Genomic DNA, 20,381 nt, shown 5'->3' with positions numbered 1-20,381 from the left:
ATGCCGGTCTCATCAGATATCGTCGCTACATACCGGGGGCCGGGGCGCGTTGTGCGTCGGCTTCTGGACATGGGGCCGCGCGAAGACCGGGCGCTGATCTTCGTCATGGCCTTCTGCGTGGTGGCCTTCATCGCGCAAATGCCCAGCTTAGCCCGCCGCGCGCATCTTGAGCAGGTTGAGTTGAACATGCTCTTGGGCGGAGCGCTTTTGGGCTCGGTCTTCATCCTGCCACTGTTCTTCTACACGCTGGCCTTGGTGTCACATTGGGCCGCGCGCCTGGTGGGCGGGCAGGGCAGTGCCTATGGTGCCAGATTGGCATTATTCTGGGCGCTCTTGTCCTCAGCACCTTTGGTTTTGCTGAACGGACTGGTCGCCGGGTTCATAGGCCCCGGTCCGACACAAACTTTGGTCGGATTGATTTGGGTTGCCGTTTTTGTCTGGTTCTGGTTATCCGGATTGCGACAAGCACAAAGGTCGGCTGAATGACGATACCCCCTCTGGGCCCACTGGCGAGCCTGACGCTCAGAAAGCCTGCCGAAGCGGCGCGACAGATTTTGGCCCTCAACCCGGGGCGAGAGGTTTTGTGGCTGGCGTTCTTTCTGGCCGTTGTCCTCAATTGCATTGCGCAGATGGGCTTAGATTTGTCCATCGCCGCATCGGGTGGCCCAACCGTATCTCAATCGATTCCGGTTGTGCTGATCCGATCCGCAGGAACCATGTTGTTCAGCATTCTGGCCTTTCTCTATGTCGGGCGTTTTCTGGGCGGAACGGGGCGTTTTGAAGATCTGATGATCCTGACGATTTGGCTGCAGTTCCTGCAAATTGCAGCACTGGTCGCGACCCTCGCGCTGAGCTTGATCGCGGCAGCTTTTATGGCCCCTTTGATCCTGGCAACGGCGATCTACAGCCTCTACATAACGCTTCATTTTCTGAATGAGGCGCACAAGCTTGGATCTCTGGGCAAGTCCTTTGGCGTCATCTTATTGTCGGCATTGCTGGCGGTTCCCATTGTCCTAATTCTCAACCCGTTGGGTCCTGTCTAGAAAGATCTCTCATGTATGATGTGCAGAAAATCCGGTCTGATTTCCCGATCCTGTCGCGGCAGGTGAACGGCAAACCCCTGACATATCTGGACAATGGCGCGTCGGCGCAGAAACCTCAGGTCGTGATTGATGCCGTAACGCGTGCCTATGCCGAGGAATACTCTAACGTGCATCGCGGGTTGCACTACCTCTCGAACCTCGCGACCGAAAAATATGAATCCGTGCGCGGCACTGTTGCGCGCTTTCTAGGTGTTGCGGATGAGGATGAGATTGTTCTGAACTCCGGCACGACCGAGGGGATCAATCTGGTCGCCTATGGCTGGGCCATGCCACGGCTTGAAGCCGGGGATGAGATCGTCCTCAGCGTGATGGAGCATCACGCCAACATCGTGCCCTGGCATTTCCTCCGCGAGCGTCAGGGCGTGGTGCTGAAATGGGTCGATGTCGATGCGGATGGCGGGCTTGATCCGCAGGCCGTGATTGACGCGATCGGGCCAAAGACCAAGCTGGTCGCAGTCACGCAGTGTTCGAACGTTTTGGGCACCGTGGTCGACGTGAAGGCCATCACGGAGGGCGCGCATGCCAAGGGCGTGCCGGTTCTGGTCGATGGCAGCCAAGGTGCGGTTCACATGCCGGTCAACGTTCAGGATATCGGTTGCGATTTCTACGCCATCACCGGGCACAAGCTCTATGGGCCGTCCGGTTCCGGCGCTATCTATATCAAATCCGAGCGTATGGCCGAAATGCGCCCCTTCATCGGCGGCGGCGACATGATCAAAGAGGTCAGCAAGAATCAGGTCATCTACAATGATCCGCCAATGAAGTTTGAGGCTGGCACGCCGGGCATCGTCCAAACCATCGGACTGGGCGTTGCGTTGGACTACATGATGGATCTGGGGATGGCGAATATCGCCAGTCACGAAGCGGATCTGCGCGATTATGCCATGCAGCGTCTGACCGGTCTAAACTGGCTACAGGTTCAGGGCACACGGCCAGACAAGGCCGCGATCTTTAGCTTCACGTTGGATGGGGCGGGGCATGCGCATGATGTTTCGACGATTCTGGACAAGAAAGGCGTCGCGGTTCGCGCCGGTCACCATTGCGCCGGTCCTTTGATGGATCACCTTGGGGTGACGGCCACCTGTCGTGCCAGCTTTGGCCTCTATAACACCACGGATGAGGTCGACACCCTGATAGACGCGCTTGAACTGGCGCATGATCTCTTTGCCTAAATCTCAGTTGAGGCGGGCCGTTTTCCAGTTGCACCCAGCTCGGAACAAGGTTAGCTAACGGCCAAGGCACCTGTAGCTCAGCTGGATAGAGCGCTGCCCTCCGAAGGCAGAGGCCAGAGGTTCGAATCCTCTCAGGTGCGCCATAAATTCCTGAAAGATTTTAGAATACAGAAGTTTACGCAGCTTCTACGCATTGATGAGCGACAGATTGGTTGCTCCATGCTGTCTCAATATCGGTCAAAAAGTCTGAAGATTTTTCATTGCTTGGCGTCTTCTACAAGTTCACCGCGCGCAATTCTTTGTTGTAGCTCTTTGGTAAAAATAACATCGGCAGATTGCTCTTTACCATGCGCAAGTCCCAACCAATTTCCCATGAAATGTGAAAGAATATCTTCGACCAAAGTGAGCGCGAACTCTTGCTGTGTCGCGTTCGCAAACTGTTTTGCGTTGGTCATTTTAAAGGTTTGTGAAAGTGGTCTGGTCAGGACTTTGGCAAGGTTCTCATATTGCGCACCAATTTGCCCGAATTCCCAGTACCTTGACCCATCCTCGCGAACACTTGAAGTAAGCATGAACCTTTGCTCGGATGACTTGGAAAATGCGATTGAGCGCCCCTCAATGTGTAGAATGAACACAAACCCAGGTTCATCTCGGTCATAGGATTCGTGCTCATGTAAGAAAACGTCATCGCGATCTGTCCAAACAGTTCTGGTGTTCAAATCGAACCAGAAAGTCAGACCAGTACGGCTCACATAGCTTTTCTCCTTGCCGGTTATAAGTGGCTCGATCTCGTAGGCACTACCTACAAGATGCTCATTTCCGTCCCCATCGATGAACATCTTTTGCCCTCTGCGATCAGTGGAATCGTCGGTCTGTCACAATTAATCGGCTCAAAACCGACCCGTTCTTAACCTGCAATGACGGCTATTCGCAGCACAAGATAGGCTGATGGTTCAGGGCAAAAGACATGCGATCCAATTTACCAGAAACAGTTTAGCGACAGTTGAACAGCATGGCTATGCGTCTCAAAATAGCAGGAGTGGGCAGGGAATTGGGATTTTGCTAGATTTCGCGCTGAAAAAGGGATTGGGCAGACCAATCGGCCTGCCATACGCACTCACATTGGAATGGGTCGCGACTTAGCCGCGCCACGTGCGAACGACGCCGCAATCCATGTGGACGAAGTTCGAGCGGTAGTATTGTCCGACACCGCCTGCGCGACAGGACATGGCCGCTTTGGCCATCTGCGAGACCGAACGGGATGCGAGGCGCAGGTCAGCCGCCTGTCCCTGCATATGGAGCGAGTTCCGCGCCACCCGTCGCGATTTGGACCGCAGCATGGCGTTGGTTTGTGGCGAGCGATACCCCGAAAGGAGCATATACGGCTCATCAGCATCCAAAAGGTTGTGCGACGCGGCCATGATGTCGATTGTGCGCAGGTCCATCGCTTTCGACTGATCGGTACGCCAGTCGCGCATGAAGTGGTTCACCTCTTTCACGGCGTCTTTGATATATTTGCCATCGACCCAGTAAACCATATCAATCCGCTCACCCGTGCGACCGGAATACATGCGGATGCGGCGAATATCACCACCACCACGAAGGAAGCCTGCTGCGTTGGAATAGGTCGGTGCTGCCGCCACGGCCGTTGCCGCGAATGCGCCCAGAAGGGCACGACGGGTCATACCCGAAGTACTGCTCTTGGTCATTTTTGTATCGTCCCGTACTGTTCCTGCCTGCACACGATGTTACGCGCGCTATCTTAATTTTTTCCCATCCCAGATGGCGAATGTATGGCACAGTTGGAATCGTCGGCCAAGAAGTCTTTGGAATGCACCTTTGTTAGGGGGAATTTTCGGCAGTTTTTTGCGCAGGTGATGCAAATGAGTCATTTTATTAAGCAACTGAGGAGTTTCGGCATCGGGTAGATGCAAACGCGCATCAGGGTGCAAAAGAAGGAAACAAGTAAGGTATTTGTGAATAGACATGCCCGATGGCTGAAAACCATATATAAATAAAGCTCCGGCAGACATCGCATAAGTTATTGAAGAACCAAGGCCATCCCATGCTCTCAGTGTTACGGACCAGTACCAGTTTTGTTTTCACCGCCTGTTTTCTGGCGACGGCATCCATCGCGAACGCGTCATCAGGCGAGGGTTCAAACACGGCATTTCGGATGGCGGTTGCCGAAAATACCTCTGCCTCTGATCAGATTTCGGAATTTTACCGCAGCAATGGCTTTACCCCTCTGTGGGTCGGCGATACGCGGGAACACGCAAAACGCCGCGCAGCGTTGATCAAAGCCCTTTCCGAGACCGAGCGCCATGGATTGCCCGCCGCGTATGACGTGCAGGCCTTGGTCGATCAGATGGCTGAGGCACGTTCGGTTCGCGATTTGGGCACGGTCGAGGCGCAGTTGACGCGTATCTTCCTAAGCTATGCAGATGACATCTATTCCGGTGCCCTGCGGCCCGCCAGTATTGACGATGGCCTTGTGCGCAAGGTTGAACGCCGCGATGCAAACCAGCATCTTGAGGCGCTGAACACCCAGGGTGCGGCGTATTTTGAAACTCTGATCCCGCAAACCGCCCAATATCGCGCGTTGATGAAGCAAAAGATCGCGTTGGAGAACCTGATCCGTCAGGGCGGGTGGGGGCCGACAGTTCCGGTCACCAAACTGGAATACGGCGATACCGGTCCGAATGTGATCAAACTGCGCAACCGGCTTGTTGCGATGGGTTACCTTAAGCCCACCGCCAGCCCGGAATTTGACGACGCCCTGCTTGCGGCTGTTCAGGCATTCCAAACAGCGCACGGATTGGCCTCGGACGGGGTAGCCGGGCAAGGCACAATCACCGAGCTGAACCGACCTGCCTCGGATCGCTTGAAGGCCGTCTATGTCGCCTTGGAGCGGGAGCGTTGGCTGCCGCGTGAGCGGGGCGAGCGGCACATTCTGGTCAATCAGGCCGACTTCTCGGCAAAGATCGTGGATGACGGGCTGGTCACGTTCGAGACCCGCGCCGTGATCGGCAAAAACGTGCATGATCGCCGCAGCCCCGAATTCTCGGATGAAATGGAGCATATGGTGATCAATCCCAGCTGGTATGTGCCACGCTCGATCATCACCAAGGAATACCTGCCCAAACTGCAATCGAACCCGAACGCGGTGGGCCATATCCAGATCACGGATCGCAGTGGTCGTCAGGTCAATCGAGGGGCCGTCGACTTCACCCAGTTTACCGCACGCAACTTCCCGTTCGCGATGCGTCAGCCCCCCAGCAAAAGCAATGCACTGGGGCTGGTGAAGTTCATGTTCCCCAACAAGTACAACATCTATCTGCATGATACGCCTCAGAAATCTCTGTTTGCGCGTGAGGTGCGGGCGTTCTCGCACGGGTGCATCCGCCTGGCGCAACCTTTCGAGTTCGCCTATGCGCTGCTGGCCAAACAGGAGGAGGACCCCAAGGCGTTCTTCCATCGTGTATTGAATACCGGCAAGGAGACGACGGTGAAGTTGGACAAGAAAGTGCCCGTCCACCTGATCTACCGCACCGCCTATATCGGCCCGAAGGGTGAGGTTCAGTATCGCCGCGACGTCTATAACCGCGATGCCAAGATTTGGGACGCGCTGCAAAAGGCAGGGGTGGCCCTGCCGGACGTTCAGGGGTAAGCACTCAGGGTAAATCCTGCCCAAGAGGACGCCCGCCATGCAGTTCACCATCCAACAGATCGCAGATAGCCTTGGGGCCGAATGTCAGGGTGAAACGGACCTGACAATTCTGCGGGCCGCTGAACCGGGTGATGCCGGACCAACCGATCTGGCGATGGCAATGTCCCCCAAATATGCTGAAACGCTTTCGGGCGGTGAGGCCCGTGCAGCCGTGCTGTGGCAAGGCGCGGATTGGCAAGCAATGGGCCTGCGCGCTGCGATTTTTGTCACGCGTCCCCGCATGGCGATGGCGGGTATCACGACACTGCTGGACCGGGGGCAGGGTGTTGAACCGGGCGTTCATCCCTCGGCTGTCATCGATCCGACGGCCGAAATCGCTGAGGGTGTTTCGATCGGTCCGCTGGCGGTTATCGGCGCGCGGGCGAAGATTGGCGCGGGATCGGTGATCGGTCCGCATTGCACAATCGGAATGGACGTGGTGCTGGGCGCGCAAGCCCTGCTTCGTGAAATGGTCAGCATCGGTGCCAGCGCGCAAATCGGAGACCGCTTTGTCGCCCAACCCGGCGCGCGTATTGGCGGCGACGGGTTCAGCTTTGTCACGCCTGAGGTGTCAGGGGCCGAAAACGCTCGTAAAACCATGGGTGATCAGGGGGAAGCCAAAGCGCAAAGCTGGCTGCGCATTCATTCTCTGGGCGCGGTGGAAATCGGCGACGATGTCGAGGTCGGCTCGAACTGCACCGTCGACAATGGCACGATCAGAAACACGCGGATTGGCGATGGATCCAAGCTCGATAACCTTGTGCATGTAGGGCATAACACGCGTGTTGGGCGCGATTGTCTTCTATGTGGGCAGACCGGCGTGTCCGGCTCGGTCGAGATCGGCAATAACGTGGTGCTTGGCGGCCAGACCGGCGTGGTCGACAATATCTTCATCGGCGACGGCGTGATTGCAGGCGGCGGCACCAAAATTCTATCCAACGTACCCGCCGGCCGGGTGATCATGGGCTATCCGGGCGTCAAGATGGAAACCCATACCGAGATCTACAAGGCGCAGCGCCGCTTGCCGCGCATGGCCCGCGACGTTGAGGCATTGAAAAAGGCTGTTTCCAAACAGTCTCCGAGCGATTAAATCATCCTCAGATTGATAGCCAGGGGATCAACATGAGCATCAGCGACCGCGTCATCGCAATCATTGCAGAGCAGGCCGTTCTGGAGCCATCGGATGTCACACCCGACAGCACACTTGCGGATCTGGGCATCGACAGCCTGGGCCTGGTCGAAAGCATCTTCGCCATCGAGGAAGAGTTCGACATCTCGGTTCCCTTCAACGCCAATGAACCCGAGGCCAATGATTTCGATATCTCGAACGTGGCCGCGATCATTGCGGGCATCGAACAGCTTGTGTCGGAAAAGGTCTGACCCGAAACAATGAAACGGGTTGTCATTACCGGAGCGGGTACTATCAACTCGCTGGGTCATTCGGTCCCCGACACGCTCGAGGCCATGCGCGAAGGGCGTTGCGGTATCTCGGATCTGGAATTCCGCGATGTCGACCGTCTGGCGATCAAGATCGGAGGTCAGGTGCGGGGGTTCGAGGCCGAAGGGCGCTTTAACCGCCAGCAGATGTCTCTCTATGATCGGTTCACACAGTTCACCCTAACGGCCGCGAAAGAGGCGATCGACCAGTCGGGCATTCAGTTCCACGGCGAGCTCGCGGCACGATCCGGTGTGGTTCTGGGCACGGCGGGCGGAGGGGTCTCGACCTGGGATGACAATTACCGCTCGGTCTATGAGGACGGCAAGAACCGGGTACATCCCTTTGTTGTGCCCAAGCTGATGAACAACGCAGCGGCCAGCCATGTCTCGATGGAGCATAACCTTAAAGGCCCCAGCTTTACGGTTTCGACGGCCTGTGCATCCTCGAACCATGCAATGGCGCAGGCGTTTCAGATGGTGCGCAGCGGTGCCGCGCCTGCCATGATCACCGGTGGATCGGAATCCATGCTATGTTTCGGTGGTGTGAAGGCCTGGGAAGGTCTGCGCGTGATGTCCAAGGATGCCTGCCGCCCCTTCAGCGCCAACCGCAACGGGATGGTGCAGGGCGAGGGTGCCGGTGTCTTCGTGTTCGAAGAATACGAACATGCCCGAGCGCGCGGCGCAGATATCCTGTGCGAGGTTGTGGGATTCGCCATGTCTTCGGACGCGTCCGATATCGTGATGCCCAGCAAGCAGGGTGCCGCACGAGCTATGGCAGGCGCGTTGGCAGATGCCAAGCTGAACGCTAGCGATGTGTGCTACATCAATGCGCATGGCACAGGTACTGCGGCGAATGACAAAACGGAATGTGCCGCCGTGGCGGATGTGTTCGGGCCGCATGCGGATGATCTGATGATCTCATCGACGAAATCCATGCACGGCCACCTGATCGGAGGCACCGGAGCGGTGGAGCTTCTGGCCTGCATCATGGCGCTGCGGGACGGAGTGATCGCGCCCACCATCGGTTATGAAGAACCCGACCCGGAATGTGCGCTGGACGTGGTGCCAAACGTCGCGCGTGAAGCCAAGGTCGACGTAGCGCTCAGCAATGCGTTTGCGTTTGGCGGGTTGAATGCGGTCTTGGCGCTTAAAAGCGTCTGATCCGCAAAGAAAAACGCCGCCACAAAGCTGCGGCGGCGATCTCAATTTTTGACGGTCTTAGTTGACGTTGACGGTCAGCCCTTCATACGCCGAGGTAAAGCCCGACAGGGACATGTCCATGTTCAAAACCTGATCAGGAAAGCGCGCGGGAACAAGCGAGAAGGTCGCTTTGCTGCCTGCCTTCATCGCGTCAACGTCACCCTGGCTGAGGCCCAACTGCGCAACACAGCCAACGGGCAGACAGTGGTGGTAGTTGTAAAGCTTGCGCGGCGCGCCGTCGATCGACAGGGCCAGTTGCGCCTGCAGCAAGGTTTCCAACGGTACGATCACATTGGCCCATGCAACAGCCGCTCCGCCTTCGGGCAGCTTGCCGATGGACACTTCAGCTATTGGATCACCCTGAGCGCCGTTCAGAATCTGAACGATCGCACAGGGGTCTTCGCCTTGCTGCGCCTTGATGCAGGAGATATCCCAATCGCCGGATTCCTCTTTAACGTATTGCTCACCCACACGTGGGCCGGATTGGCCCAAATCGAGGCCTGCGCCCACATCGGCCCCTGTGCCTTCAGCGGTCGTGCCTTCGGAAGTCGTTTCCTGCGCGCTAACCGCTCCGCACATCAGAACGGCTGCCAGAGTATTAAACGAGAGGAGTTTCTTGAACATGAATGCCTCGGTTTGCTGTTTGTTTTGCCTCGTCTAGCATCCTTCGCCGCGGCTGTCAGTCGTTAACCGAATGACTGAGGTCAATGTGACCGTTTTCTTGAGCCAAACCTCGCTCAAAAACCCATACGGGCAAAAGAAAAGAGGGCTGGTGGAGCAGCCCTCTTTCCAAAATTTTTCTCCCCGTCGGACTGGCCGACTTAGTTATGCGCAGACGTTACGAAAGGGGGAAGCAAGGGTCAACCGCTAACAGAAAAATTTAATGCACTAATCAGCACAGTTCCAATCGCTCACTTCCTTGAAAAAAGCCGTGCCCGAAGGCACGGCCAGTCGACAGGGAGGAAGTGTCCCCTTCGCAACCCGGGGCCACAAAGGGAACGAATAGACTATGGCAGCCAAAGGTTAAGTTTGTATGCTGGTTGCGGATCAGTGAAAAAAGGCTGCAATTACATGGGTAAAGAGATTTTTCTGGGCGGTGCGGGCGAGGGATACGGAACGCCGCAGGGTCTGACGCTGAAATATGCGAACCGCCACGGCCTGATCGCAGGGGCTACGGGGACGGGCAAGACGGTCACTCTTCAGATCCTGGCCGAAGGTTTTTCGCAAGCGGGCGTTCCTGTTTTCCTGTCGGACGTCAAAGGCGACTTGTCTGGCCTGGCCTTGGCAGGCAGCGAAACCCATAAGTTGCATCAAGCGTTTACCGAGCGCGCCGAACGGATTGGCTTTACCGATTTCTCCTACGCCGCATGTCCGGTCACGTTCTGGGACCTGTTCGGCGAACAGGGGCACCCGGTCCGTACCACTGTGACCGAAATGGGACCTCTGCTGTTGTCGCGCCTTATGGAACTTAGCGAGGCGCAGGAGGGGATTCTCAACATCGCTTTCCGGGTCGCTGATGAAGAGGGAATGCCGCTTCTGGATCTCAAAGACCTTCAGGCGCTTCTGGTGTGGATTGGTGAGAATAGGGCGCAGCTGTCACTGCGTTATGGCAATGTCTCAACGGCCTCTATCGGAGCTATCCAGCGCCGTCTTCTGGTATTGGAAAACCAAGGCGGCACCAATTTGTTCGGGGAACCCGCTCTGGATCTGGCTGATCTGATGCGAACCGACGAAAACGGTCAGGGGATGGTGAACATACTGGCCTCGGACAAGTTGATGGGCGCGCCTCGGCTTTATGCCACGTTCCTTTTGTGGCTGCTGAGTGAGCTGTTCGAGGAACTGCCCGAAGTCGGCGATCCGGAAAAACCCAAGCTGGTGTTCTTTTTCGACGAAGCGCATCTTCTGTTTGATGATGCGCCCAAAGTTCTGGTCGACAAGGTCGAGCAAGTCGCACGCCTCATCCGCTCCAAGGGGGTTGGAGTTTACTTCATCACGCAGAACCCCGCCGACATTCCCGAAGACATTCTGGGACAGTTGGGCAACCGGGTACAACATGCCCTGCGCGCCTTCACCGCGCGGGACCGAAAGAACCTGCGTATGGCGGCGGAAACCTACCGCGAGAATCCCGCCTTCGATACCGAGGCCGCGATCCGCGAGGTCGGCGTCGGTGAGGCCGTAACCTCAATGCTGCAGAAGAAAGGCGTGCCGGGGATTGTCGAGCGGACTTTGATTCGCCCACCGGGATCGCAGCTTGGGCCAATTTCGGAACCTGAGCGTCAGCGTATTCTGCAAGCCTCACCGATGGCGGCGAAATATGACACACCGGTCGATCGCAAATCAGCCTTTGAAATCCTGCAAGCCCGTGCGGAGGCTGCCGCCAAAGAGGCCGAGGCCGCGGAGGCGGAAGAGATCATCGAACAACAGACCCCAATGGAGCGTGAATACAGCTCGGCCCGCCGGTATTCCGGCAGCCGGGTCGGGCGCTCAACCTCTCGCGTGGTGCGTAAGAAAGATACGTTTGCAACGGCTATGAGTGAGGCCGTCATCAAAGAGCTGAAGGGAACAACCGGCCGTCGCATCGTGCGGGGAATCCTGGGCGGGTTGTTCCGAAATCGCTGATCGGAGGCGCCCAGCACAGGGCGCCAACCGGCTTACTTCAGGCGGCGCTGGCCTTCCTGACGGCAATAGGCATCGGCCTGCTTGACCGACATCTTGGTGGCCGGGAAATCAATCGCACGGTCCCAGGTCACGCGATCTTGGCGATAAAGCTGACAGGTCACGACGCCATGCGGAGTGTTGACCTGAACAGGAGTGGTCTCAAGGTCTTCGGGCGACGGAATACAGGCCGTCAGCGCGGCCAGAACCGGCAGCATGACAACGGCTTTGGTGATCAGTGTTTTCTTGGTCAAGTCTGATACTCTCATAGTGCGAATGATCGCAAAGATCGGTCGGGTTTCTTCTGAGCATAGGCCGGACCCAAAAGGTCCGAACAACGAGCGGTAGTCTCGTGTACTCAGAAACCTCTTTAAAAATCAAGAAGCCGCGCCGGATGAGGGGCGCAGCTTCGGTATTGTGATCGCGATGCGACTATTTCTCGGGGATCAGCCCTCGGGGGCTGAATCTGAGGACAATCAGCAAGACCAGTCCCATCGTAAACAACCGCATATGCGCAGCACTTTCGATCAGATGCGCCTTCAGCGCACTGCCATCCGGCATGCCCGAGGTAATCAGGTTCATCAGCCAAAGGCCCATTGGTTCGACCTGGACCCACAGGAACCAGATCAGGAAGGCCCCCAGCACGGCACCGAAATTGTTGCCCGAGCCACCGACGATCACCATCACCCAGACAAGGAAGGTAAAGCGCAGGGGGTTGTAGGTACCCGGCGTCAGCTGACCGTCCAGCGTCGTCATCATCGCACCGGCGATACCGCAAATGGCAGAGCCAAGCACAAAGATCTGCAGGTGGCGGCGGGTGACATCTTTACCCATCGCCTCAGCCGCGACCTCATTGTCGCGAATGGCACGCATCATCCGGCCCCATGGGCTTTTCAGCGCCATCTGTGCCATCCACAGCAGCACCAGCAGAACGATCAGGAATAGTAGCGAATAGCCCAGCTTGACCGAAAGGGTCGAGGCGATCACCGGATCAAGCCCCAGCCAATCCGCCCGCGCAAGGAACGAGGGGTCTTGCTGCAGCTCAACTTCATAGCCCACCACGGGCGAGGGGCGCGGGATGCCATAGACATTCTTGACGCCACGGGCCAGCCAGTCCTCGTTCTTCATGACGGCAATGATGATCTCGGCAATACCAAGGGTCGCAATCGCCAGATAGTCCGAACGCAAACCCAGAGCCGTCTTGCCGATCAGCCACGCGGCCCCTGCGGCCAGCAACCCTCCGGCTGGCCAGGCGAGCAAGACCGGCAGGTTCAGACCACCGATATTGCCAGCAACGGCCGGATCAATCGCTTCAATTGCGGCGACGTTCGGATCAAAGATCGCGCGGTAAACAAAGAACCCGACGATTAGAATCCCGACAATAGCCAGCGTCCGCGCGCGCCCTTTAGGCATCTTCTGCGCGACCATGACGGTCGCAACAACGGTCGCGGCCCCCAACAGCAGCGCCAGAATGACGCCATATCCGCCCTCGGACCATGCCCCGGGCGTCGGCGGGGTCGAGATCAAGACGACCGCCAGTCCGCCCAAAGCCACAAAGCCCATGACGCCAACGTTGAAGAGGCCAGCAAATCCCCATTGCAGGTTCACACCGATCGACATGATGGCCGAGATCAGCCCCATGTTCAGGATCAGGATCGCTGCGTTCCAGCTTTGCGTGAACCCGGTCAAAAGGATCAGCGCGCCAACTGTGACGAAAAGCAGGGTGTTCTTGGTGACCTCGCTCATACCGATTTTCCTTTGAACAGGCCCGTGGGCTTAAACAGAAGCACAATCAGCAGGATGGCAAAGCTGACGGCGAATTTGTAATCGGTAGAGAGGAACTGAACCAATCCCGACGGTTCCAGATTTTCCGGAGCGAGATAGGTCAGCACCTTCTTCCAGGCGTATGTGATGGTCACCTCGGAAAACGCGATGATGAACCCACCCGCGATGGCGCCCAGAGGGTTCCCCAAACCTCCAACGATGGCCGAGGCAAAGATCGGCAGCAGAAGCTGGAAATAGACAAAAGGCTTAAAGCTCTTGTCGAGGCCATAAAGCACGCCCGCCGTAGTCGCCAGTGCAGCCACGATAATCCAGGTGATCATCACTACACGCTCGGGGTTGATGCCGGACAGCAGCGCCAGATCTTCATTGTCCGAATAGGCGCGCATCGACTTACCGGTGCGGGTCTTGTTCAAAAACCAGAACAGAGCGGCCACGGCGATCACCGCCACAACGACCGTAATGGCCTGAGAGGTCTTGATCGCAAGCCCTTCGTTCAACCCGGTCCATTCCTTGAAATCCCGCGCCTTGATCAGAAACCGCGCGCCGTCCGAGAACCGCTGGTCATCCGGTCCGATGATGAACCGTACCAGCCCGTTCATGATAAACATGACACCCATCGATACGATCACCAGAATGACCGGCTTGGCCTTTTGTTCGCGGTAGAACCTATAGACCAGCCGGTCGGTGATCAGCACCAGAACGATACAGCCCAAAATGGCGAAGGGCAGGGCCAGCAGAGCGGTCGGCAGCGGCCCGAAACTGACCCCTGCCGCTTGCAGGCCCCACGTGACCAGCACGGCGATCATCGCGCCAAAAGCCATCGTGTCGCCATGCGCAAAGTTCGAGAACCGCAGGATGCCATAGATCAACGTCACCCCCAAAGCCCCCAGCGCCAACTGGCTGCCATAGGCGATTGCGGGAACAAGGACGAAATTGGAGAGCGCCACAAGGGCGTTGAGGAAGTCCATTAGTTTTCTTCTCCGCAGAAGCCGTATACCACTTCAACAAAATGAGAATGAGGGAGCCTCTGTATGGTCAAAGCGATGCCACTTGGTTCGCCGTCGGTCCACAATTCAACGACCGCATTGGTCAGGGTGTTCTCAACAACACTGTTCGCCACAATCGCGCGATCGTTTGAGAGTCTACTGTCAGCCTGAAAATCTCCGAAATGAACTCTAGAGTCCTTGGTCGACGGAACCGCGTAAGCTTGTAGTTCACCGTCGTCCATTGAGATTTCCAGCCAAAAGCTTCCTTCTGAACAGTCCGTGGCAGGACAGTCGGCACCCATGCACATCGCTCTAACTTCACACATTCTCATTTCGCAGTAGGTCTTAGGAAACGAGGCGGCTTGCGTAGGGTTTTGCCACATCAGATTCAGCGAAAGAGCGAACGTGAGGAATAACTTGAAGGAGGTTAGTTTCATCCTCACCCCCCCAAGAAACTCTTACGAACCTCAGGATCGGCCAGCAGCTCTTTGCCCGTGCCGGTATAGGCGTTCCGCCCCTGAACCAGCACATATCCCTTGTCCGCGATCTCCAAGGCCTGACGGGCGTTCTGTTCAACCATCAGGATTGGCAACCCAGTGCGCGAGACCTCGATGATCCGGTCAAACAGCTCATCCATCACGATGGGCGAGACACCCGCGGTCGGCTCATCCAGCATCAGAACCTTAGGCTGAGTCATCAGCGCGCGGCCCACAGCGACCTGTTGGCGCTGACCGCCCGACAGCTCTCCGGCCGCCTGATCGCGTTTGTCGCGTAGGATTGGGAACAGCTCGTAGACCTGCTCCATCGTGTCCGAGAAATCATCCCGGCGGATAAAGGCACCCATCTCAAGGTTCTCTTCCACCGTCATCGAGGTGAAGATGTTCGAGGTCTGCGGCACAAAACCCATCCCACGCATCACCCGATCCTGTGGCGTGAGCGCGGTGATATCCTCGCCGTCCAACCGAACCGCGCCCGAACGCACATCCAGCATTCCGAAAACGGCCTTCATCGCAGTTGACTTGCCCGCGCCGTTGGGCCCGACGATGACTGCAATCTCGCCCCTGTCGACGGCGATGGTGCAGTCGTGCAGAATATCCGGCCCCTTGCCGTAACCACCTGTCATCGTGTCGCCGATCAGAAACGGCCCACCATCGACCTTTTGTGTTGCGCCGCTTTTGCGATGGGCCGGGGTCATGGTGCCGACGCCATGCGTGTTCGTGATCGACGCGTCTTTGTTGCCCTTGTCGTCGTGATAAGGATTGTCGCTCACGCCCCGGCCTCCAGCTTGTCTTTGTTTTTCAGGCCGGTGCCCAGATAGGCCTCGATCACGTGTTCATTGGCTTTGATCTCGTCCAATGTCCCCTCGGCCAGCACCTTGCCCTCGGCCATACAAATGACGGGGTCACAAATCTTGCCGATGAAATCCATGTCATGCTCGATAACGACGAAAGTATAGCCACGTTCTTTGTTCAGACGCAGGATCGTGTCGCCAATGGTCATCAGCAGGGTACGGTTCACACCCGCGCCGACCTCGTCCAAAAACACGATCTTGGCATCGACCATCATGGTGCGACCAAGCTCCAGCAGCTTCTTCTGCCCGCCCGAGACCTGACCCGCCTTGTGATCGGCCAGGTGTTCGATGGTCAGGAACTCCAGCACCTCATCAGCCTTGGCTCGCAGCGCGCGTTCCTCGTCAGCAATCCGTTTGCGACCGAACCATGTGTTCCAAAGCGATTCCCCGGATTGCGCACCGGGCACCATCATCAGGTTCTCGCGGCAGGTCATCGAGGAAAACTCATGCGCGATCTGGAAGGTACGCAGCAGGCCCTTGTGAAACAGCTCATGCGGGGGCAGGCCGGTGATATCCTCACCATCCATCACCACCTTGCCGCTGGTTGGAGGCAAGACGCCCGCGATCACATTGAACAAAGTGGTTTTTCCGGCCCCGTTCGGTCCGATCAGACCGGTGATCGAGCCCTTTTGGATTTCCAGCGATGCCCCGTCCACCGCATGAAACCCGCCGAAATGCTTATGCACGTCTTCGACGACGATCATCTTTTCCCCTAGCCGCCGTTTTCCGGCGTTGTTGCCACATCCCTGTGCGAATGGTGCGGGCTTTTGTCATTGAAACAGCCCGGACACAAGGCCCGGGCTGCTTGTTTTTATGACTGTTTACCTTGGATCAACGGAAGTTGACGGTTTTGTTCTCGCCGTCGGTGACTTCGATCTCACGGTAAGAACCCGCGCTTTCACCGGGGCCGATCAGCTCAACACCGGAGGCACCGACATAGTCGATCTCCTGACCAGCAGCGAGCAGTTCCAGACCCTTGGCCAGCTCACCCGGATAGATCTTCTCACCAGGTTCGTTGGCGACGTCCATGATCTTGGAGCCATAGTCCGCTGGGTTGGTCGAACCTGCGGCCTGCATGGCCAGCATGAACAAGGCAGCAGCGTCATAGGATTCAGGCGAGTAGGGCGAAGAGCCGTCGAAACCCGCCGCTTCGGCCATGGCAAAGTACTTCTCAGCACCTTCACCACCCGAACCAGCGATCTGACCGAACGAGCCGTTCAGGTCCGGACCGACATTGGCAGGCAGCGAGTCACCGATCATGCCGCCCGGTAGACCGAACGTGTCAAACGCGCCGCTGTCCAGAGCCGACTGGATGATGCCCAGGCCGCCTTGGTCCAGATAGCCCGCGACAACCAGAATGTCGCCACCGGCCGAGGCCAGAGCGCCAACTTCAGCCGAGTAGTCGGCCTTGCCGTCTTCGTGCGCTGCGACGATGGTCACTTCGCCACCCGAAGCCTCGAACGAGGACTGGATCGCATCCGCCAGACCCTTGCCGTAGTCGTTGTTGGTGTAGGTCAGAGCGATTGAGCTAATGCCACGGTCGTTCAGGATGTCGGCCATCACCTGACCTTCACGCGCATCAGACGGCGCGGTGCGGAAGAACAGGCCATTGTCTTCCATGGTCGACAGACCGGGCGAGGTGGCCGATGGCGAAATCATCACCATGCCATTCGGGATCGCGACGTTCTGCAGGATCGCGCCGGTGACGCCCGAGCAGTCACCGCCGATGATGCCAGCAACGCCGTCAGCGATCATGCGCTCGCCGTTCGACGTGGACAGGCCGTTGTCGATACAGCCGGTATCCGCGCGTGTTGCGGTCACGGTTGCGCCGTCTAGCAGCTTGCCGGATTCGGTGACTTCGGCCATCGCCATCTCGGCACCCGAACCCATGGCAGGTGCCAGCGATTCAATCGGGCCGGTGAAGCCGAACAGAACGCCCAGCTTGACGTCATCGGCCATTGCGGTACCCGCCAGCAGAGCGGAGGCTGCAGTTGCAGTCAGCAGCTTTTTCATATGGTTACTCCCTATTGTGAACGTATTCGTTCTGCGCATGACCCTAGGCAAGCAATCCGGAAAAGAAAAGTCCTAACGCAATCGTGTTTTTACGCTCCACAATCCTATTTGTTCTCATGGTGATAACGCTGTCAGTCCGAAAGGAAGTTCCATGACGCCCAGACCCTTTGCGATTCTTGCCTTGGTGTTCAGCGCGGGTCTCGTCTGCGCAGAAGAGCTTGAGACATCCCAAGGCCCGGTTCAGATCGACCCTATGATCGAAGGGCTGGATGCGCCATGGGCCGTTGGCATCCTGCCCGATGGATCGTTTTTGGTGACCGAACGGGATGGCGATCTGCTTTATGTGTCGGACGGGAAATCTCAAACCGTGAAGGGGGTTCCGAAAGTAGCCGCCAGAGGGCAGGGCGGTTTGCTGGATGTGACCATCCCGAGGGATTTCCCACAGACGCGCGAGGTCTTCCTGACCTTCTCGAAACCTCAGAGCACTGGGGCTGGCACCGCACTGGCCGTCGCGCGCCTGTCTGAGAACGGCGAACGCCTGACCAACACGCGCATCCTGTTCGAGGCCACGCCCGGAGGCTCGGGCGGGCGTCACTTTGGCTCCCGGGTGGTTGAGGCGGAAGACGGCAGCTTGTTTGTCACCATCGGGGATCGGGGGGATCGACCGCAGGCTCAGGACCGCTCAAACCCAATCGGGTCGATTATCCGCATCAACCGCGATGGCTCGGTTCCTGCAGACAACCCGTTTGTCGGACAGGCGGATATTCGGCCCGAGATCTGGTCCTACGGGCACCGCAACCCTCAGGGCGCCGATCTGGACGCGCAGGGGCGTCTTTGGACATCCGAGCATGGCGCGCGCGGAGGGGATGAGGTCAACCTCGTGCAACCGGGGCTGAACTACGGCTGGCCCGTCATTTCTTATGGCAAGCATTACTCGGGCAAAGCGATAGGCGAAGGCACTGCCAAAGAAGGGATGGAACAGCCGCGCCACTACTGGGACCCCTCCATCGCGCCCTCGGGCTTGATGGTCTATTCCGGTGCGCTCTGGCCGGAATGGAGGGGCGACATCTTCGTGGGATCGCTGAAGTTTGACTATATCTCCCGGCTTGACGGCAACCCACTGCGCGAGGTCGAACAGATCAAAGGCCCCGAAACTGAACGGGTCCGGGACATCGTTGAGGCCCCGGACGGGTCGATCTGGTTCATTTCCGTAGGCAATGGCGCGGTTTTCCGGCTTTCCCCGGATAGGTAGGTCAGTGCTCGCCCTCCTTGACTGTTGCCGCCTAACCGAGCTTGATCCTGTGTCAAGAAACCATCTGAGGGTACGATCCATTGTCCGACTTTTCGATTGAAATGTGTGACACGCTGCCGGATCAGGATGAGTTGAACGGCATCCTGTCCCAATACTATGCGTTGATCGTAGAGCGCATGACAGCCATGGGGTTTGACATCGACCAGGCTGCACCGCAAAGCGCGCTGGCCGAGTTTTGGGCGCACTCAAAAGACTATCTGCCGCCAAACGGGTGCCTGGTTCTGGCACGAGACAGCGCGGCTAAGATCATCGGCTGTGGCATGATGAAACGGCTGGATCAGGACACTGGCGAATTGAAACGCGTGTTCGTGACCGAAGCCGCGCGCGGCACGGGTGCGGGGCGAGCCATGATACAAGCCCGAGAGGAGGCGGCCCGCGCACTGGGGTTAAAGCGCCTTGTGGCCGATACGCTTACGCCAAATGTCGAAATGCGGGACCTCTATCCGAAACTGGGATTTGTCGAACTGTCCGAACCCATTGAGACGACGACTTATCTGGATCAGCCGATGCTGAGACCCCATCTGCACTATTTTGAAAAGACCCTTTAGTCCGCGTCAGACGGACAGCCGCCCCGACTGTGCCCCACGCTCTCGATAGGGCGTCGTGTTGTAGTGCGCGCGGTAGCATTTCGAAAAATGGCTGGGCGAGGCAAAACCGCAGGCCAGAGCCACGTTGATCACACTCATATCCGTCTGCATCAGCAGGTTGCGGGCTTTGTGCAGTCGCAACTCCATATAATAGCGCTTGGGTGAGCGGCTCAGGTAGCGGCGGAACAGACGCTCCAGCTGCCGGGTCGACATGCCGACATCCTTGGCCAGAATCGAAGGCGAGATCGGCTCTTCGATGTTCTTTTCCATCATCAGGATGACCTGGCTCAGCTTCGGATGTCGGACCCCAATCCGAGTGGGCGTCGACAAGCGCTGTGTGTCCTGATCCGTGCGGATTGAAGAATAGATCATCTGATCGGCTACGGCGCTGGCCAGACCCTCGCCATAGTCATTCGCGATCAGCTTCAGCATGAGATCAATGGATGAGGTGCCCCCCGCGGTGGTCATCCGGTTGCCGTCGACCTGAAACACGGATTTAGTCAGTTCCACATTGTCGAACTCTTCAATGAAGCTGTCCGAGTTTTCCCAGTGGATGGTCGCTCGCTTACCCTCCAGCAGCCCCGCCTTGGCAAGCGAATAGGCTGCCGTACACAAGCCACCGATCCGCAGCCCTTTGCGGGCCTCGCGCCGCATCCAGTTCAGGATCTTCTTGGTGGTTGCGGTCTTAACCTCGACCCCGCCACAGATCAGAACGATGTCATCACGCTGCAGCTCGATCAGGTCCTGGTCCAGCTTGAACTTCGTGCCCGCGGAACACGATATCATGTCACCACCTTCACCGATCAGGGACCATGTATAGACGGGCCTATCAGCCATACGATTGGCAATGCGCAGGCTGTCCAAAGCCGACGCAAAGGACAAAAGCGAAAATCCATCCAATAACACAAATACAAAATTGATCGGCTTGTCGACGTTACCGTCGACTTTGACAACTTGGCGTTGTTCTTGCATGGGTTTTTGTCCTTGATTCGGTGGCCGATGCGCCCTAGGCGCGCATGATTTGACAGATACCATGATCAAAGCTTGTTTACGACGTCAAGAGCCGCAAAT

At 57.5% G+C, this 20,381-nt stretch carries 21 protein-coding genes and 1 tRNA gene; 11 read left to right on the top strand and 11 right to left on the bottom strand.

All coding sequences use genetic code 11. The features are described 5' to 3' along the window. The 4 genes from J7394_RS17040 (at position 1) to J7394_RS17025 (ending at position 2,418) form a co-directional block, all read left to right on the top strand. Positions 1–486, top strand: a complete 486-nt coding sequence (locus J7394_RS17040) for a YIP1 family protein (protein ID WP_170373691.1) — start codon at positions 1–3, stop codon at positions 484–486. Continuing rightward, positions 483–1,043, top strand: coding sequence for a Yip1 family protein (locus J7394_RS17035; protein WP_209254778.1), 561 nt, complete (start codon positions 483–485; stop codon positions 1,041–1,043). Before J7394_RS17040 ends, J7394_RS17035 begins: the two co-directional genes overlap by 4 nt. An 11-nt stretch (positions 1,044–1,054) precedes the next feature. Next, a complete protein-coding gene (locus J7394_RS17030; RefSeq protein ID WP_209254777.1) occupies positions 1,055–2,275 on the top strand; it encodes a cysteine desulfurase in 1,221 nt (406 codons plus the stop codon). A 66-nt stretch (positions 2,276–2,341) separates the two neighbouring features. After that, positions 2,342–2,418: transfer RNA gene (locus J7394_RS17025), tRNA-Arg, on the top strand. 114 nt (positions 2,419–2,532) lie between these two features. Here J7394_RS17025 and J7394_RS17020 read toward each other — a convergent pair. Next, positions 2,533–3,114, bottom strand: coding sequence for a hypothetical protein (locus J7394_RS17020; RefSeq protein WP_209254775.1), 582 nt, complete (start codon positions 3,112–3,114; stop codon positions 2,533–2,535). A gap of 300 nt (positions 3,115–3,414) precedes the next feature. Continuing rightward, positions 3,415–3,984 (bottom strand): DUF882 domain-containing protein, encoded by a 570-nt coding sequence (locus J7394_RS17015; RefSeq protein ID WP_209254774.1) that lies wholly within the window; start codon positions 3,982–3,984, stop codon positions 3,415–3,417. 356 nt (positions 3,985–4,340) lie between these two features. Between J7394_RS17015 and J7394_RS17010 the strand changes: the two genes are divergently transcribed. Genes J7394_RS17010 through J7394_RS16995 form a run of 4 tightly spaced genes read left to right on the top strand, consistent with a single transcriptional unit; the run spans position 4,341 to position 8,582 of the window. Continuing rightward, complete coding sequence (locus tag J7394_RS17010) at positions 4,341–5,945, top strand: murein L,D-transpeptidase (protein ID WP_209254773.1); 1,605 nt, start codon at positions 4,341–4,343, stop codon at positions 5,943–5,945. A gap of 37 nt (positions 5,946–5,982) precedes the next feature. After that, positions 5,983–7,074, top strand: a complete 1,092-nt coding sequence (lpxD, locus tag J7394_RS17005) for a UDP-3-O-(3-hydroxymyristoyl)glucosamine N-acyltransferase (RefSeq protein WP_209254767.1) — start codon at positions 5,983–5,985, stop codon at positions 7,072–7,074. 32 nt (positions 7,075–7,106) lie between these two features. Further along, entirely contained in the window at positions 7,107–7,364 is a 258-nt protein-coding gene (locus J7394_RS17000) for an acyl carrier protein (RefSeq protein WP_170373697.1), read from the top strand. A 9-nt stretch (positions 7,365–7,373) separates the two neighbouring features. Beyond that, positions 7,374–8,582, top strand: coding sequence for a beta-ketoacyl synthase (locus J7394_RS16995; protein WP_170479505.1), 1,209 nt, complete (start codon positions 7,374–7,376; stop codon positions 8,580–8,582). Between the two features lie 57 nt (positions 8,583–8,639). On the opposite strand, the gene J7394_RS16990 is transcribed toward J7394_RS16995, so the two are convergent. After that, positions 8,640–9,245, bottom strand: coding sequence for an invasion associated locus B family protein (locus J7394_RS16990; protein WP_209254764.1), 606 nt, complete (start codon positions 9,243–9,245; stop codon positions 8,640–8,642). Between the two features lie 447 nt (positions 9,246–9,692). Between J7394_RS16990 and J7394_RS16985 the strand changes: the two genes are divergently transcribed. Then, positions 9,693–11,240 carry a helicase HerA-like domain-containing protein gene (locus J7394_RS16985; protein ID WP_209254763.1) on the top strand — a complete coding sequence of 516 codons (1,548 nt, stop codon included), beginning with the start codon at positions 9,693–9,695 and terminating at the stop codon, positions 11,238–11,240. 32 nt (positions 11,241–11,272) lie between these two features. On the opposite strand, the gene J7394_RS16980 is transcribed toward J7394_RS16985, so the two are convergent. The 7 genes from J7394_RS16980 to J7394_RS16950 form a co-directional block, all read right to left on the bottom strand. Further along, a complete protein-coding gene (locus J7394_RS16980; protein ID WP_247748278.1) occupies positions 11,273–11,530 on the bottom strand; it encodes a hypothetical protein in 258 nt (85 codons plus the stop codon). Between the two features lie 178 nt (positions 11,531–11,708). Beyond that, positions 11,709–13,022: a branched-chain amino acid ABC transporter permease gene (locus J7394_RS16975; protein WP_170548748.1), complete on the bottom strand. Its 1,314-nt coding sequence runs from the start codon at positions 13,020–13,022 to the stop codon at positions 11,709–11,711. Beyond that, on the bottom strand, positions 13,019–14,029 hold the full coding sequence (locus J7394_RS16970) for a branched-chain amino acid ABC transporter permease (protein WP_209254754.1): 1,011 nt from the start codon (positions 14,027–14,029) through the stop codon (positions 13,019–13,021). The genes J7394_RS16975 and J7394_RS16970 overlap by 4 nt, the downstream gene beginning before the upstream one ends. Continuing rightward, on the bottom strand, positions 14,029–14,484 hold the full coding sequence (locus J7394_RS16965; RefSeq protein WP_209254750.1) for a hypothetical protein: 456 nt from the start codon (positions 14,482–14,484) through the stop codon (positions 14,029–14,031). The genes J7394_RS16970 and J7394_RS16965 overlap by 1 nt, the downstream gene beginning before the upstream one ends. A gap of 2 nt (positions 14,485–14,486) precedes the next feature. Beyond that, positions 14,487–15,317, bottom strand: a complete 831-nt coding sequence (locus tag J7394_RS16960) for an ABC transporter ATP-binding protein (protein ID WP_209254747.1) — start codon at positions 15,315–15,317, stop codon at positions 14,487–14,489. Further along, positions 15,314–16,102, bottom strand: coding sequence for an ABC transporter ATP-binding protein (locus J7394_RS16955; protein WP_170458187.1), 789 nt, complete (start codon positions 16,100–16,102; stop codon positions 15,314–15,316). The genes J7394_RS16960 and J7394_RS16955 overlap by 4 nt, the downstream gene beginning before the upstream one ends. Before the next feature lie 127 nt (positions 16,103–16,229). Further along, entirely contained in the window at positions 16,230–17,411 is a 1,182-nt protein-coding gene (locus J7394_RS16950) for an ABC transporter substrate-binding protein (protein ID WP_170487138.1), read from the bottom strand. 151 nt (positions 17,412–17,562) lie between these two features. Here J7394_RS16950 and J7394_RS16945 point away from each other — a divergent pair, with 151 nt between their 5' ends. Then, on the top strand, positions 17,563–18,663 hold the full coding sequence (locus J7394_RS16945; protein WP_209254744.1) for a PQQ-dependent sugar dehydrogenase: 1,101 nt from the start codon (positions 17,563–17,565) through the stop codon (positions 18,661–18,663). 80 nt (positions 18,664–18,743) lie between these two features. Next, positions 18,744–19,271, top strand: a complete 528-nt coding sequence (locus J7394_RS16940) for a GNAT family N-acetyltransferase (protein ID WP_209254741.1) — start codon at positions 18,744–18,746, stop codon at positions 19,269–19,271. A gap of 6 nt (positions 19,272–19,277) precedes the next feature. Here the strand turns inward: J7394_RS16940 and J7394_RS16935 are convergent, their stop codons facing one another. Beyond that, positions 19,278–20,282: a GlxA family transcriptional regulator gene (locus tag J7394_RS16935; protein WP_209254737.1), complete on the bottom strand. Its 1,005-nt coding sequence runs from the start codon at positions 20,280–20,282 to the stop codon at positions 19,278–19,280. Between the last annotated feature and the right edge of the window lie 99 nt (positions 20,283–20,381).

This window comes from Ruegeria sp. R13_0, assembly GCF_017743995.1.
Lineage (GTDB): Bacteria > Pseudomonadota > Alphaproteobacteria > Rhodobacterales > Rhodobacteraceae > Ruegeria.
Note: the sequence above shows the minus strand (reverse complement) of the source record. Positions and strands in the feature narration are given on the sequence as shown.

Bases quoted from the DNA above. Each gene is read 5' to 3' on its own strand.
- J7394_RS17015 (WP_209254774.1), bottom strand. From the start codon at position 3,984: ATGACCAAGAGCAGTACTTCGGGTATGACCCGTCGTGCCCTTCTGGGC.
- J7394_RS16935 (WP_209254737.1), bottom strand. From the start codon at position 20,282: ATGCAAGAACAACGCCAAGTTGTCAAAGTCGACGGTAACGTCGACAAG.
- J7394_RS16945 (WP_209254744.1), top strand. From the start codon at position 17,563: ATGACGCCCAGACCCTTTGCGATTCTTGCCTTGGTGTTCAGCGCGGGT.
- lpxD (WP_209254767.1), top strand. From the start codon at position 5,983: ATGCAGTTCACCATCCAACAGATCGCAGATAGCCTTGGGGCCGAATGT.
- J7394_RS16965 (WP_209254750.1), bottom strand. From the start codon at position 14,484: ATGAAACTAACCTCCTTCAAGTTATTCCTCACGTTCGCTCTTTCGCTG.
- J7394_RS17030 (WP_209254777.1), top strand. From the start codon at position 1,055: ATGTATGATGTGCAGAAAATCCGGTCTGATTTCCCGATCCTGTCGCGG.
- J7394_RS17040 (WP_170373691.1), top strand. From the start codon at position 1: ATGCCGGTCTCATCAGATATCGTCGCTACATACCGGGGGCCGGGGCGC.
- J7394_RS16990 (WP_209254764.1), bottom strand. From the start codon at position 9,245: ATGTTCAAGAAACTCCTCTCGTTTAATACTCTGGCAGCCGTTCTGATG.
- J7394_RS16970 (WP_209254754.1), bottom strand. From the start codon at position 14,029: ATGGACTTCCTCAACGCCCTTGTGGCGCTCTCCAATTTCGTCCTTGTT.
- J7394_RS16955 (WP_170458187.1), bottom strand. From the start codon at position 16,102: ATGATCGTCGTCGAAGACGTGCATAAGCATTTCGGCGGGTTTCATGCG.
- J7394_RS16950 (WP_170487138.1), bottom strand. From the start codon at position 17,411: ATGAAAAAGCTGCTGACTGCAACTGCAGCCTCCGCTCTGCTGGCGGGT.
- J7394_RS17035 (WP_209254778.1), top strand. From the start codon at position 483: ATGACGATACCCCCTCTGGGCCCACTGGCGAGCCTGACGCTCAGAAAG.
- J7394_RS16975 (WP_170548748.1), bottom strand. From the start codon at position 13,022: ATGAGCGAGGTCACCAAGAACACCCTGCTTTTCGTCACAGTTGGCGCG.
- J7394_RS16995 (WP_170479505.1), top strand. From the start codon at position 7,374: ATGAAACGGGTTGTCATTACCGGAGCGGGTACTATCAACTCGCTGGGT.
- J7394_RS16985 (WP_209254763.1), top strand. From the start codon at position 9,693: ATGGGTAAAGAGATTTTTCTGGGCGGTGCGGGCGAGGGATACGGAACG.
- J7394_RS17020 (WP_209254775.1), bottom strand. From the start codon at position 3,114: ATGTTCATCGATGGGGACGGAAATGAGCATCTTGTAGGTAGTGCCTAC.
- J7394_RS17000 (WP_170373697.1), top strand. From the start codon at position 7,107: ATGAGCATCAGCGACCGCGTCATCGCAATCATTGCAGAGCAGGCCGTT.
- J7394_RS17010 (WP_209254773.1), top strand. From the start codon at position 4,341: ATGCTCTCAGTGTTACGGACCAGTACCAGTTTTGTTTTCACCGCCTGT.